The following is a 14,211-nucleotide window of genomic DNA, read 5'->3' on the forward strand; positions in this document are numbered from 1 at the left end:
CTCAGTCGGCGGACGGCGCGGCATCCGGCTTTTCCTCAAGCAGATACCCCAGCCCCCGCAGCGTGACGATGGCCACGCGGCTGCCTTCGAGCTTTTTGCGAAGCCGGTGGACATAGATTTCGATGGCGTCCGGACTCACCGACTCGTCGATACCGAACAGCTTCTCCGAGAGCGCTTCCTTGTTGATCGCGCGACCGCCGCGCAGAATCAGCACTTCGAGCACGGCGCGCTCGCGCTTGGTCAGCGCCAGCAGTTCGCCATCGAGACGGAAGCTTCGCTCAACCCCGTCGAAGACCAGCGGCCCGCAGACCACGTCGGCACTCTCATGATGCTGCGACCGGCGGATCAGGGCGCGTGCACGCGCCTCGAGCTCGTCGAGTTCGAACGGTTTTGACAGATAATCGTCAGCCCCGAGGTTGAGTCCCTTCACGCGGTCTTCGAGCGAGCCGTGCGCCGTGAGAATCAGCACCGGCACACGGTTACGTCGCGCACGCAGGCGACGCAGGATCTCCAGCCCGTCCAGACGCGGCAACCCCAGATCGAGAATCACGAGCGAATATTCTTGCGTGCGCAACACGTGATCGGCCGCTTCGCCGTCGTGCATGCAATCGACGGCGAAGTTCGCCTGCGTCAATGCTTCGGAGAGCGATTTGGCCAGACTCGGGTTGTCTTCGACAAGCAGGATGCGCATGAGATGCAAAGCCACAGATGGCCCACCGGCAGGCCATCGATGGCTGCCGATGAGCCGCAGATAAGCCTCAGATAAGCCGCAGATAAGCCGCAGATGAGCCGCAGATGAGCCGCAGATGAGCCGCAGATGAGCCGCCGAATTCGCTTTCGAAGCCGTGTCGGCGGTTGACCCGCGCGATATGGGCCGATGAACGCGCCCCGACACTAGGGAAATCCATAACCCGAAAACGAGGGGGCAGGCCCGATTCGACAGCAAATCGAAAGCGAATTGAAAGTTTCGGCAAATTAACATGCGCCACGCGAAAACGACAAATCCCTCTCAAGGGATCTTCCGGAGGATGACATGCAGCAAAAGACAGCGATCGGCGCCCTCGGCGCGATAGCGGCGTCCGTGGCGGTCCTCGCCATGCCCGCCGCACAGGCGCAAGTGCCCGCCGGCTACCCGGCCAGCTACCAGACCACCATCGACGCCGCCAAGAAGGAAGGCAAACTGATCGTGTACTCGGTGACCGACACCGCCCTCGTACGTCCGCTCATCAAGGACTTCGAGTCGATGTACGGCGTGAAGGTCGAGTACAACGACATGAACAGCACCGAGCTGTACAACCGCTTCATCAGCGAGTACGCCGCGAACAGCACCAGCGCCGACGTGCTCTGGAGCTCGGCGATGGACCTCCAGGTCAAGCTCGTGAACGACGGCACGATGGCCAGCTACGAATCGCCCGAAGCCGCGCAAATCCCCGGCTGGGCGCAGTATCAGAAGCAGGCTTACGGCACCACGTACGAGCCGCTCGCCATCGTCTACAACAAACGCCTGCTGCCCGCGAACGAAGTGCCGCAAACGCGCGTCGAGCTCATCAAGCTGTTGCAGGCGAACCCGGCGAAGTTCAAGGGCAAGGTCACGACCTACGACATCGAAAAATCGGGCGTGGGCTTCAACTATCTGACGCAGGACGCGCGCGTGAACCCGGAAGTGACGTGGGAACTCGTCGGCGCGATGGGCGCGCTCAATCCGAAGCTGCAATCGAGCACGGGCGCGATGATGGAGCGCATCTCGTCGGGCGAAAACCTCATCGGTTACAACATCCTCGGCTCGTACGCCTTCGCCAAGGCGAAGAAAGATCCGTCCATCGGCTACGTCTATCCGCGCGACTATACGCAAGTGGTGAGCCGTCTCGTGACGATTTCGAAGAAGGCGAAGAACCCCAACGCGTCCAAGCTCTGGGTCGACTATCTGCTCTCCAAGCGCGGCCAGACGCTGCTGGCCAATCAGGCCAACCTGTTCTCGATCCGGGCGGACGTGGACGGCGAAACCTCGATGGCGAACCTCACGCAACAACTGGGTTCGGCGCTCAAGCCGATTCCGATCGGCGCGGGCTTGCTCGTCTATCTGGATCAGGCCAAGCGACTTGAATTCCTCAAGCGCTGGCAGCAATCGATCAAGCGTTGATCGCCGTGCGTCAGGCACATGTCGATCACCTATCGATCTTGTGCCTTGCGCATCCCATTCGCCCTAAGCCCTAAGCCCTAAGCCTCAAGCACCAGGCCTTAAGTCCGGCGGTTGCACACCGACGTCCACCGACCTCGGTACGCACCGCCTCTCCCCAAGCCTTTCTCGATATGCGCCCCGCGGGGTGCAGGGAGACCCTCATGCTGTCGTCTTCTACCGCCAACCGCTCTGCGACGCCTGCCGGGCGTCCGCCCGCCGGTGCCGCGCCCCATGTGGCGTCGCCCTGGCGCGCGCTAGCGGCCACGTCGCGCTGGCTCGTCATCGCCGTGCTCACGATTGCGGTATTGCTGCCGCTCTCGTTCATCGTGCTGCAAAGCCTGCTCTCGGCGCCGTTCTTCGACGCCAGCCGCACGTTCGGCATCGACGGCTACCGCTTCATCTTCACCGATCCCGACTTCTGGTCGGCCGTGAAGAACTCGTTCATCATCGCGTTCGGGATGCTGTTCATCTCGATCCCGTTCGGCGGCATTCTCGCGTTCCTGATGGTGCGCACCGATCTGCCCGGGCGCCGCTGGCTCGAACCGCTGTTGCTCACGCCGGTGTTCGTCTCGCCGATGGTCCTGGCGTTCGGCTACGTGGTGGCCGCCGGCCCCGTGGGCTTTTACTCGGTGTGGTTCCGCGAGCTCACGGGTCTCGACGCGCCGTGGTCCGTGTACTCTGTGCTCGCAATCACCATCATCGTCGGCCTCACGCACGTGCCGCACGTCTATCTGTACTCGTCGGCCGCGTTGCGCAATCTCGGCTCGGACGTCGAGGAAGCGGCCCGTGTGGCCGGCGCCCGCCCGTTTCGCGTCGCGCTCGACGTCAGCCTGCCCATGACCATGCCCGCGCTGCTGTTCGCCGGCGTGCTCGTGTTTTTCCTCGGTTTCGAGGTCTTCGGTCTGCCGCTGGTGCTCGGCGATCCCGAAGGCCACCTCGTGCTCGCGACGTACCTCTACAAGCTCACCAACAAGCTCGGCGTACCGTCGTATCACCTGATGGCCGCCGTGGCGATGTGCATCGTCGCGATCACGTTCCCGCTCGTGCTGCTGCAACGTCACCTGCTCAAGCGCGCCAACAAGTTCGTGACGGTCAAGGGTAAAGCGGGACGCCAGACGGTGCTGCCGCTGGGCATGTGGCGCTGGGTCGCGCTGGCGATCGTCGCCGTGTGGCTGATCGTAACGGTCTTCGTGCCGATCTCGGGCATCGTGCTGCGCTCGTTCGTCACGCATTGGGGCGAGGGCGTTGCGCTCGCGGAAGTCCTCACGCTGGCGAACTTCACGGAATTGTTCGAGCAGGACAACCTCGTGCGCGCAATTCTGAACACGCTGGGCATTGGCGTGATCGGCGGCGCAATGGCCGTGGGCTTCTATTCGCTCGTGGCGTTCGCCGGACATCGCCGCAACGACTGGGCCGCCAAGCTGCTCGACTACCTCGTGCTGCTGCCGCGCGCGGTGCCGGGTCTGCTCGCCGGTCTGGCGTTCCTGTGGATTTTCCTGTTCGTGCCCGGGCTGCGCGAACTGAAGAACTCGATGTGGAGCATCTGGGTGGCTTACACGGTCGTGTGGCTCGCCTACGGCATGCGCCTCATCCAGAGCGCCCTGCTGCAAGTCGGCCCCGAACTGGAAGAAGCGGGACGCAGCGTGGGCGCTACACGCAGCCGCGTGAGCCTCGATGTCACCCTGCCCCTCGTTCGCTTCGGTCTGCTCGCCGCGTGGCTGCTGATCTTCATGATCTTCGAGCGCGAATACTCGACCGCCGTCTACCTGCTCTCCCCGGGCACGGAAGTCATCGGCTCGCTGCTCGTGTCGCTGTGGGCGACCGGCGCGGTCGATCAGGTCGCCGCGCTCTCTGTCATCAACATCGCGATGGTCGGCGCCGGTCTGGGCGTGGCGTTGCGCTTCGGAGTCAAATTGCATGGATAAGCTCATCGTCGACAACCTCTTCCTGAGCTACGGCGCCAACCCCATCCTCAAGGGCGTGTCGTTCGAACTCAAAGCGGGTGAAGTCGTTTGTCTGCTCGGCGCATCGGGCAGCGGCAAGACCACCTTGCTGCGGGCCGTCGCCGGACTCGAACAACCCTCCGACGGGCGCATCTCGCTCGACGATCAGGTCTTCTTCGACGGCGCGAAAGGCATCGACTGCCCCGTCGAACAGCGCTCGCTCGGGCTCGTGTTCCAGTCGTACGCACTGTGGCCGCATCGCACGGTGGCGGACAATGTCGGCTACGGCCTGAAGCTGCGCAAAGTGGGCGCTGCCGAGCGGCGTGAACGCGTGCAGAACGCACTCGATCAACTGGGCCTCGGGCATCTGGCCGAGCGCTTCCCGTTTCAGCTCTCCGGCGGCCAGCAGCAGCGCGTGGCGATTGCCCGCGCACTCGTCTACAACCCGCCCGTCATTCTGCTCGACGAGCCGCTCTCGAACCTCGACGCCAAACTGCGCGAGGAAGCCCGCGCGTGGCTGCGTGAGCTGATCGTCTCGCTGGGCCTGTCGGCGTTGTGCGTCACGCACGATCAGACCGAAGCGATGGCGATGTCGGACCGCATTCTGCTGCTGCGCAACGGTCGCATCGAACAGGAAGGCACGCCCGCCGAACTCTATGGCTCGCCGCGCTCGCTGTACACGGCGGAATTCATGGGCAGCAACAACCGCATCGACGCCACGGTCAGCGCGGTCGACGGCGACCTCGTCACGCTCGCAGGCGACGGCTTTGCGCTGCAAGCCCGCGCACGCGACGCGCTCGCCCCGGGTCAGGACGCGCAGGCCGTCATTCGTCTGGAGCGCGTTCAGGTCGCCGACGGTCCGGGCCACAACCGCGTGAATGCGCAACTCGTCACGTCGATGTATCTCGGCGATCGCTGGGAATACCTGTTCCATTGCGGCGCGCTGCGCTTCCGTGCGTTCGGCCATGTGCCGCGCGAACCGGGTCATCACTGGGTGGAGTTTCCGGCCAACGACTGCTGGGCGTTCGCACAATCGAACGCGTGATGGCGGGGGCCGGTGGCGCACGTCCGCCGGCCCGGGGGGCTTTTCAAGCGACGCGCGGGCGCTCTCCCGCGCAAACCACACGAGAATCAAAAGAGAGGAGACAACGATGAAACAACGCAGTATGGCGTTGGCCGCGATGGTCGCTGCGGGCACGCTCGCAGCACAGGCCCACGCCCAATCCAACGTCACGATTTACGGGATCATCGACGCGGGCGTCGAGTACGTGAACCACGCCAGCGACAGCGGCGGCGCAGTGCGCGCCATCTCCGGCGGCAAGAACACGTCGCGCTTCGGCTTCAAGGGCACGGAAGATCTCGGCGGCGATCTGAAGGCCGTGTTCAACCTCGAGAGCGGCATCAATATGGTCAACGGGCAATTCGACGACGGCCCGGGCGCGATCTTCGACCGTCGCGCAACGGTCGGGCTGGCGCACAAGACCTGGGGGCAGTTCACCCTCGGGCGCACGTTCACCACGACGTACGACTACATGCTCGCGTTCGACCCGATGGGTTATGCGCCGAACTACTCGTGGGCGACCAGCTCGACGGCCACCGGTGGACGCAAGGACGGTCTGTTCTCGCGCTCGTCTAACGCGGTGCGCTACGACGGCGAATTCAACGGCCTGAAGTTCGGCGCGATGTATGGCTTCGGCAACGTGGCCGGCAGCACGAAAACGTCGTCGAAATACGACTTCGCCCTCGGCTACGAAAACGGTCCGTTCGCGGTCGTCGCCACGTACGATCGTCAGAACGGCGCCGGCAACAGCGTCACGCCGGCCGATACGACGGATTACATCCAGGGCATTCACGCCGGGGCGAGCTACCGCTTTGGCGGCGCAAAGGTGATGGCGGGCTACCGCAATTACAAAAAGACGTTCGTGACGGCAGATACGGCGTCGCTGCGCAGCGACATGTACTGGCTGGGTGGGTCGTACGACTTCACGCCGGCGTTCACGCTGTACGGCGCGATCTACCATCAGAACATCAAGGACGCGAGCGACGCCGATCCGACGCTCATCTCGCTGCGCGCGCAGTATGCGATGTCCAAACGCACGGCGCTGTACCTGTCCGGCGGCTACGCTTTCGCAAAGCACGGCCAGAAGGTCAGCCTGTCGCGTGACCTGAGCGGCGCGGCAGACACGCAACTCGGCGTCACGGCAGGCATTCAGCACCGCTTCTGACGCGACGCTTCACCATCACGTTTCACGCGTTTCCTCAACGACGGCCCGGTGGTGCGGGGGTGCACCGCTTGCCGGGTCGTCGTGTTTTTTTGCCCACGCGCCAAGTCGGTGTCAGGAAAGCGACTCGATGTGAGTCGAATGCGCGTAGACCTGTCCGAAGCGATTCGCCAGAAAGTCCGGTAACGCGATCTGTTCCTGACGCACGAAACCGCGCTGCGGCAGTTGCTTCGCGAAGAACATGTCGACGGCAGCGCAGATCGCCGAGGCCGTCGTGATCTGAATCGCGCTGGCGCTGTGTCCGTTATTGCGCTCGGCGAAAATCTTGCGTGCAAACACCTCCTGTGTCAGCACGCCGCCACGAAGCCCGTTCACCACCACGAAGATGAGCACCACATCCTGCAACGTGCTCGGTATCGCGCGCTTGAGTATCGTCTTGATCGTTTCCTGATCGTCTTTCAGGCGCAACTCGTTCAGCAGCACTTTCATCAACGCACCGTGCCCCGGATAGCGCACCGATTTGTAGTCGAGATCGCGCACGCGACCGGCCAGCGTCTCGCATAGCGTGCCCAGCCCGCCGGACGTATTGAACGCCTCGTATTCCGCGCCGTCGAGCGAGAAATGCTCGAGATCTTCCAGCGGCTGTACGCTGAGCCGGACACCATCCCGGATCGCCTCGCACGGCTGACAATACTCGTTGATGAGACCGTCGACGCTCCACGTCAGGTTGTATTTGAGCGAGTTGGTCGGAAAGGCTGGCAACGCACCGACGCGCATTTTCACGGAATCCACCTGCTCAAACGATGCGGCGAGGTGATGCGCCGCAATCGCGATGAAGCCCGGCGCGAGCCCGCATTGCGGCATCAGCGCCGTCGACGCACCTTCCGCGAGTTGCGCAATCGCGTGCGTGGCGGCTACGTCTTCCGTCAGATCGAAGTAATGACAGCCGGCAGCAACCGCCGCAGTCGCCGCGCTCGTCGCCATCGTGTAGGGCAAGGCGTTGACCACGGCGTCGAAGCCCGAGATGGCGCGCTGCAACGAGCCGGTGTCGTTGCCGGAGAGTTCGACGAACGCGTGCGCATATTCACGCACGGCGTGATGAGACTGCGGGTTGCGGTCGAACACCGTCACCCGGTAGTCGCCGCTGTCGTGCAACAGACGGGCAATGGTCTGGCCGATGTGTCCCGCACCCAGCAAGGCAATCTTTTTCATGTTTTCCCCCAATTCAGGAACGTCGGTCGGAGGCGTCGCACAGGCATTGCCGGCGACGCGTCGATGGTTCAATTCTAGGGAGAGGCACGGATGAAATGTAGCGTCATTTCGTCGATTAAACGTCTATTTGTGTCGAAATGACGTAAACGGTAAATTTTTCGTCACTTTCGGGTGGGCGCGAACCGGGTCGAGCGACTCTCGAATGGGATTCGGCGCCACACCGAGGGGCGATGTGCGATTTCTGAAAGCCGTGCGCATCGTGGCTCACCAACAATGGCGCGCGTGTCATCCCTCGCAGGAATCGGACCCTATGCGATTTACACGCCCGCATGCGACGCCCGGTGTTCCGCCGCGCCGCTCGGCCTTCACGTTGTGGCCTCGGATCGTGACGCCGCCCGTCACGGCATTGTCGACGCCGGCTGGCGAACGGCGCGCGCTCATCACCGCCACCTCTAACACCACCTTCACCGCCTCCTTCACCGCCTTCATGGCCGTGACCGCGCTGCTCGCGATGCTGTTTTCTCCCCCGGCGCGCGCCGACTGCTGGGACATCGCGGCCGAGCGCTATCGGCTCGATCCGCTGTTGTTGTATGCCATCGCGCAAGTCGAATCGAATCTCGACATGAAAGCGCGCAACGCGAATCGGAACGGCACGTACGACATCGGCCTGATGCAGATCAACAGCAGCCATTTGTCGACGCTTTCTCACTACGGCGTGAACGAGCGCCGATTACGCGAGGACGCTTGCACCTCCATCGTCACCGGCGCGTGGATCCTCGCGGGCTTCGTGCGTCGATACGGGTATGGATGGGAGGCTGTCGGCGCATACAACGCCGGCGTTGGTGAGGCGCGCGCGCCGTTGCGCAGGGAATATGCCGACAAGGTGCGTAAGCGCTATGCGGCGTTGGTCGCCGAGCGCGATCGCCGTCTGATGCCATTCGACTGACATGCACGAGGTCGCGGATACACCGACGGCGGCAATCGAAAAGAGAAGGTGAGGGACGATTGCCGGCAGTGCTGCGAAACCTTCTCGCCCAGTTCGTTTATACGACGCGCATGTGTCATGAAAATGAAATTGCCGTCATTCGGCGGGCGGTCGTTCGATACGTTGCAACGACAAGACAACGGGCATGCCTTTTCGTTAATACACCTATGGAATTGCGATGACCTTCGCTATAGTTCGGCGCGAACCCACGGGGCGCCCGTCCACAGGCGAAGGGTTCGCACCAATGACTATCGATAGAGGAATCGACCGATGAAAAAGACGCAATTGGCCGCCGCAATGTGTGGTGTTATCGCAGCCACCGCAACCGGCGCTGCCCACGCGCAAAGCAATGTTTCGTTGTACGGCATTCTCGACGGCGGCCTGGCCTACGTAAGCAATGTCGGCGGCAGCAAGAACTTCACGACCGCCGACGGTCTGCAATCGGGCAATCGCTGGGGCCTGAAGGGTTCGGAAGATCTGGGCGGCGGCACGTCGGCCATCTTCACCCTGGAAAACGGCTTCAGCATCACGAACGGCCAACTGGGCCAGGGCGGCCGTGAGTTCGGCCGTCAGGCGTTCGTCGGTCTGTCGAACAAGACGTTCGGTAGCGTGACCATCGGTCGTCAGTACGACGCCGTGGTCGATTTCGTGAGCGGCCTGACGTCGGCCAAGCAGTTTGCGACGAAGCTCGGCGCTCACGTCGGCGACGTCGACAACCTGTACAACTCGTTCCGCATCAACAATTCGATCAAGTACACGAGCGCTAACTACGCCGGCTTCTCGTTCGGCGGCCTCTACGGCTTCTCGAACCAGCCCAGCAGCGGCACGGGCGGCAATGGCTTCGCGAACAACCGCGCGTGGAGCCTCGGAGCGAGCTATGCGAACGGCCCGGTCAAGTTCGGCGTCGGCTACCTGGAAGTCGGCACGCCTAACGGCGGCAACACCAGCGGCGCAGTGGCGGGCGACTACAGCGGCGACTTCTACACGTCGAAGGTGGGCACGGCAACGGTCGGCGTCGACAAGCAGCGCGTGCTGGCCGCAGGCGGCAGCTACAAGTTCGGTCCGGCCAACGTCGGCTTCGTGTACAGCAACACGCAACTGCGCTACGTCGGCGGCACGGGGGCGCGTGTGTCGAACTACGAACTGAACGGCTCGTACAACCTGTCGCCGTCGCTGCTGCTCGGCCTGGCGTACACGTACACGGACGCCAGCACGCGCAGCGCCACGCTCGCCGACCTCAGCCCGAAGTATCACCAGGTCAACGCCGCCGTGGACTACCTGCTCTCGAAGCGTACCGACGTGTATCTGGTCGGCATCTACCAGAAGGCCGCGGGCGACGCCACGGCCGCCTCGATCAGCGGTGCCGGCGGCCTGTCGAGCACGAAGACGCAAACGGCCGTGATCTCGGGCCTACGCCACAAGTTCTGATCCACCCGCTTCGCGAGATGTTGTTGTAGTCGATTGAGTGCTCCAGTCACTTTGAGGGAGTTCCGAAGGGGACTCCCTTTTTTTGATGTCGAATGAAAGGGTTTCAGAATCATCAGGATGCCGATGAATCATCGCGGGGAGAAGGCGCGATTTGCGACGAATTCGGCCTTGCGTCTTGCTCGAATTTGCGTACACTCGATGCGGCAAAAAACACGGTTTTCTGACATCGACACCCGCCGGAGATTTGAAGCGAACGCCGGCGCTCTCCATCACCGACGGGCCACATGTGTACGACCTGCGCGACGCATGGCCTGAGACGTCCTCTTAAAAGCGATACCGTCATGAGCTATCGGGGCATCGACCGCCAGATCGACAACATCGAATTCAACGTCAGCGATATCGCGCGCAGCAAAGCCTTCTACGGCAGCGTGTTCGGCTGGACATTTACCGACTACGGACCGGCCTATACGGAGTTCACCGACGGCCGGCTCACCGGCGGCTTCACGACGGGCGAAGCTGTCCGGCCGGGAGGGCCTCTGGTGATTCTCTATGCGGACGACCTTGCCGACACCCGGCGGCGCGTCGAATCGGCAGGCGCGAAAATCAGCCGCGAGGTCTTTTCGTTTCCGGGCGGACGCCGTTTTCATTTCGTCGACCCGGACGGTTACGAACTCGCCGTATGGTCTGCGGCGGAGTGATCGCGACCGACTGATGTCACGGGTAGTGGGAGTGGCATGGGTGGTACGCGCGATCGTGGTATTGCTGCGGCACGCCAAACAAAAAAAGGCTGGCACGCTTACCGCGTCGCCAGCCTTTTTGCATGGGCGTCAGTCGTCATGCCCCCATCGTCACTTCCTCACTCCACCGTCACCGACTTGGCGAGGTTACGCGGCTTGTCGACGTCCGTGCCGCGTGCGCAGGCCGTGTGATACGCGAGCAGTTGCAGCGGCACCACGTGCAGGATCGGCGACAACGGGCCATAGTGCTCCGGCATGCGAATCACGTGCAGCCCTTCTGCATTCGTGATCTGAGTGTCGGCATCGGCGAACACGTACAACTGACCGCCGCGCGCGCGCACCTCCTGCATGTTCGACTTCAGCTTCTCCACCAACGCATCGCGCGGCGCCACCGTCACGACCGGCATCTGATCCGTCACCAACGCCAGCGGCCCATGCTTCAACTCGCCCGCCGGATAGGCTTCCGCATGGATGTACGAGATTTCCTTGAGCTTGAGCGCGCCTTCCAGAGCGATCGGGTAATGCAGGCCACGTCCCAGGAACAGCGCATTCTCGCGGCGGGCAAACTCCTCCGCCCAAGCGATGATCTGCGGCTCCAGCGCCAGCACACTGTTGAGCGCCGCCGGCAGATGACGCAATTGCGTCAGATACTCGGCCTCTTGCGCCGCCGGCAAACGGCCACGCAGCTTCGCGATCGTCAGGGTCAGCAGGAAGAGCGCCGTGAGCTGCGTCGTGAAAGCCTTCGTCGACGCGACACCGATTTCCGTGCCCGCACGCGTCAGGTAGTGCAGCGCCGTCTGACGCACCATCGCACTCGTGCCCACGTTGCAAATCGCCAGCGTGTTCGTCATGCCCAGCGATTGCGCGTGTTGGAGCGCAGCCATCGTGTCGGCGGTCTCGCCCGACTGCGAGATGGTGACCACCAAGGTCTTCGGATTCGGCACGCTGTCGCGATAACGGTATTCGCTCGCCACTTCAACCTGCGTCGGAATCTGCGCGAGCGACTCCAGCCAGTACTTCGCCGTCATGCCGGAGTAGTAGCTCGTGCCGCACGCCAGAATCAGAATCGAGTCGACGCCGCTGAGCATCGCCTCCGCCTGCGCACCGAACAGCGTCGGCGAAATGCCTTCCACGCCTTCCATCGTGTCGCCGATCGCGCGCGGCTGCTCGAAGATTTCCTTCTGCATGTAGTGACGGTACGGTCCCAGCTCCACCGCGCCCGTATAGGCCTGCACCGTGCGCACTTCGCGCTCGACGACCGCGTCGTTGCGATCCACGATCTTCACGCCCGCAAGCGTGAGTTCGACAATGTCGCCCTCTTCCAGATAGATGAACTGATCGGTCGTGCCGGCGAGCGCCAGCGCGTCGGAGGCCAGGAAGTTCTCCCCCTCGCCCACACCGACCACCAGCGGCGACCCCGCGCGCGCGCCCACAATCCGGTGCGGCTCCTGCTTGCGGAAGACGGCAATCGCATACGCGCCATGCAAGCGACGCGTCGCCAGACGCACTGCGTCGAACAGATTGCCGGCCGCGCCATTCGACAGGATGTGATGAATCAGATGCGCGATGACTTCCGTGTCGGTCTGCGACACGAACTCGTAACCCAGACCGCGTAATTCGTCGCGCAGGCTCTCGTGATTCTCGATGATGCCGTTGTGCACCAGCGCCACGTCGTCGCGCGAAAAGATCGGGTGCGCGTTGTTCGTTACCGGCGCGCCATGCGTCGCCCAACGGGTATGCGCGATGCCCGTCTCGCCGGCCAGTTGCGTTTGTGCAAGCTGCTCGTCCAGATCGGCCACGCGCGACACGCTGCGCGCGCGTTGCGGCACACCGTCCTTCAAGACCGCCACGCCACACGAGTCGTAGCCGCGATACTCCAGACGACGCAGACCTTCGACCAACACCGGTACCACATTACGTCGCGCCACCGCGCCAACAATGCCGCACATACTCGCTTCCCTCAGTGCCAGATATCCTGGCTCGATCCATCGGATGAGATCCGTTTCAAATCACCGGCACGCGCACGAACAATCGTCGTGTGCCGGCACATAAGCCCTGATTTTACTGCTTCTGCTTGCGCGGGCGGACATACCCCGCCTTCGCCTGCTGCGTCTTGCCGTTAAGCACGAGCGAATCCTCCGGCGTGTCCTTCCACACGGTCGTGCCCGCCGCAATGGTCGTGCCGCGCCGCACTGTCACGGGCGCCACGAGTTGCGTGTCGGATCCGACGAAGACGTCGTCCTCGATCACCGTGCGATGCTTGTTCGCGCCATCGTAATTGCACGTGATCGTGCCCGCCCCGATGTTCACGCGCGCGCCGACGGTCGAGTCGCCGATGTACGCCAGATGGTTGGCTTTCGAGCCCTGTCCGAACGACGCGTTCTTCACTTCGACGAAATTGCCGATGTGCACGTCGTCCGCGAGATCCGCTCCCGGACGCAACCGGGCGTACGGCCCGATATGCGCGTTCGCGCCGACGATCGCACCGTCGAGATAGCTGAACGCTTCGATATGCGTGCCGGCCCCGATCGTACTGTTGCGAATCACACAGTTCGCGCCGATACGCGCGCCGTCGCCAATCGTCACTTTGCCTTCGAAAACGCAGTTCACGTCGATCGACACATCGGTGCCGCATTCGATCTCACCACGAAGGTCGAAGCGTGCCGGATCGATCAGCGTGACGCCTGCCGCGAGCAGCGCGCTCGCCGCGTTACGCTGATAGTCACGTTCGAGTTCGGCGAGTTGCGCCTTGTCATTCACGCCATTTGGCTCCCATGCGAACGCCGGTTGCTTGGTGACGACCGCCACGCCGTCCGCCACCGCGCACGCGATGACGTCCGTGAGGTAGTACTCGCCCTGCGCGTTCTGATTATTCAAACCGCCGAGCCAGCCCTTGAGGGCGCGCGTCGGCGCGACGAGAATACCGGTATTGATTTCACGAATGGCCAGTTCGGCCTCGTTCGCGTCTTTTTGCTCGACGATGCGCTGCACGTTGCCGGCCGCGTCGCGCACGATACGGCCATAGCCGGTCGGGTTGTCAAGATCGACGGTCAGCACCCCCAGCTTGTCGTTGCCCGCCGCGTCCAGCAGGCCCTGCAACGTCTGCGCGCGCGTGAGCGGCACGTCGCCGTAAAGCACGAGCGTGGGCACCTCGTCGTCGAGCAACGGCACCGCCTGCTGCACCGCGTGCCCCGTGCCCAACTGCTGCGCCTGCTCCGCAAAGAGCACGCCGTTGCCTGCCACGGCTTCGCGCGCGGCGTCACCCCCATGCCCGACCACCACGACCAGTTTGCCGGGGGCGAGTTGGCGCGCCGTCGCAATCACGTGCGAGAGCAGCGGGCGGCCGGCCAGCGGCTGCAACACCTTGGGTAACTTCGAGCGCATGCGCTTACCCATGCCGGCGGCGAGAATCACAATATTCATGGCGTCGTGACGATTCGAAAGTGGGAGGCTTATCAGGCTTGGTCAGGCTAAGTCAGACTAAATCAGACTTGGTGAGGCTGAA

The 14,211-nt window shown here is 63.2% G+C and carries 11 protein-coding genes; 7 read left to right on the forward strand and 4 right to left on the reverse strand.

Annotation, left to right across the window (positions count from 1 at the left end; genetic code table 11):
- Window position 1: 1 nt before the first annotated feature.
- Window positions 2-691 carry a response regulator gene (locus tag PAN31108_RS03910; RefSeq protein WP_150667582.1) on the reverse strand — a complete coding sequence of 230 codons (690 nt, stop codon included), beginning with the start codon at window positions 689-691 and terminating at the stop codon, window positions 2-4.
- A gap of 405 nt (window positions 692-1,096) precedes the next feature.
- Between PAN31108_RS03910 and PAN31108_RS03915 the strand changes: the two genes are divergently transcribed.
- The 4 genes from PAN31108_RS03915 to PAN31108_RS03930 all read left to right on the forward strand — a co-directional run bounded on the left by PAN31108_RS03915 (window position 1,097) and on the right by PAN31108_RS03930 (window position 6,347).
- Complete coding sequence (locus PAN31108_RS03915) at window positions 1,097-2,140, forward strand: ABC transporter substrate-binding protein (RefSeq protein WP_246183790.1); 1,044 nt, start codon at window positions 1,097-1,099, stop codon at window positions 2,138-2,140.
- A 200-nt stretch (window positions 2,141-2,340) separates the two neighbouring features.
- Window positions 2,341-4,104 carry an ABC transporter permease gene (locus PAN31108_RS03920; protein WP_150667584.1) on the forward strand — a complete coding sequence of 588 codons (1,764 nt, stop codon included), beginning with the start codon at window positions 2,341-2,343 and terminating at the stop codon, window positions 4,102-4,104.
- The gene (locus PAN31108_RS03925; RefSeq protein ID WP_150667585.1) at window positions 4,097-5,167 is read left to right on the forward strand and encodes an ABC transporter ATP-binding protein; all 1,071 of its coding nucleotides are present in this window, start codon (window positions 4,097-4,099) and stop codon (window positions 5,165-5,167) included. Before PAN31108_RS03920 ends, PAN31108_RS03925 begins: the two co-directional genes overlap by 8 nt.
- Window positions 5,168-5,273: 106 nt before the next feature.
- Window positions 5,274-6,347 (forward strand): porin, encoded by a 1,074-nt coding sequence (locus PAN31108_RS03930; RefSeq protein ID WP_150667586.1) that lies wholly within the window; start codon window positions 5,274-5,276, stop codon window positions 6,345-6,347.
- Between the two features lie 111 nt (window positions 6,348-6,458).
- Here the strand turns inward: PAN31108_RS03930 and PAN31108_RS03935 are convergent, their stop codons facing one another.
- Window positions 6,459-7,556 (reverse strand): saccharopine dehydrogenase family protein, encoded by a 1,098-nt coding sequence (locus PAN31108_RS03935; protein ID WP_150667587.1) that lies wholly within the window; start codon window positions 7,554-7,556, stop codon window positions 6,459-6,461.
- Window positions 7,557-7,866: 310 nt separating this feature from the next.
- Here PAN31108_RS03935 and PAN31108_RS03940 point away from each other — a divergent pair, with 310 nt between their 5' ends.
- The 3 genes from PAN31108_RS03940 (at window position 7,867) to PAN31108_RS03950 (ending at window position 10,667) form a co-directional block, all read left to right on the forward strand.
- The gene (locus PAN31108_RS03940; protein ID WP_246183765.1) at window positions 7,867-8,502 is read left to right on the forward strand and encodes a transglycosylase SLT domain-containing protein; all 636 of its coding nucleotides are present in this window, start codon (window positions 7,867-7,869) and stop codon (window positions 8,500-8,502) included.
- Between the two features lie 309 nt (window positions 8,503-8,811).
- On the forward strand, window positions 8,812-9,969 hold the full coding sequence (locus tag PAN31108_RS03945) for a porin (protein ID WP_150667588.1): 1,158 nt from the start codon (window positions 8,812-8,814) through the stop codon (window positions 9,967-9,969).
- A gap of 341 nt (window positions 9,970-10,310) precedes the next feature.
- Window positions 10,311-10,667, forward strand: coding sequence for a VOC family protein (locus tag PAN31108_RS03950; protein WP_150667589.1), 357 nt, complete (start codon window positions 10,311-10,313; stop codon window positions 10,665-10,667).
- A gap of 158 nt (window positions 10,668-10,825) precedes the next feature.
- Here the strand turns inward: PAN31108_RS03950 and glmS are convergent, their stop codons facing one another.
- On the reverse strand, window positions 10,826-12,655 hold the full coding sequence (glmS, locus tag PAN31108_RS03955; protein ID WP_150667590.1) for a glutamine--fructose-6-phosphate transaminase (isomerizing): 1,830 nt from the start codon (window positions 12,653-12,655) through the stop codon (window positions 10,826-10,828).
- Window positions 12,656-12,767: 112 nt separating this feature from the next.
- Window positions 12,768-14,129 carry a bifunctional UDP-N-acetylglucosamine diphosphorylase/glucosamine-1-phosphate N-acetyltransferase GlmU gene (glmU, locus tag PAN31108_RS03960; protein ID WP_150667591.1) on the reverse strand — a complete coding sequence of 454 codons (1,362 nt, stop codon included), beginning with the start codon at window positions 14,127-14,129 and terminating at the stop codon, window positions 12,768-12,770.
- Window positions 14,130-14,211 lie beyond the last annotated feature (82 nt).

Source organism: Pandoraea anhela (assembly GCF_902459655.1).
Taxonomy (GTDB): domain Bacteria; phylum Pseudomonadota; class Gammaproteobacteria; order Burkholderiales; family Burkholderiaceae; genus Pandoraea; species Pandoraea anhela.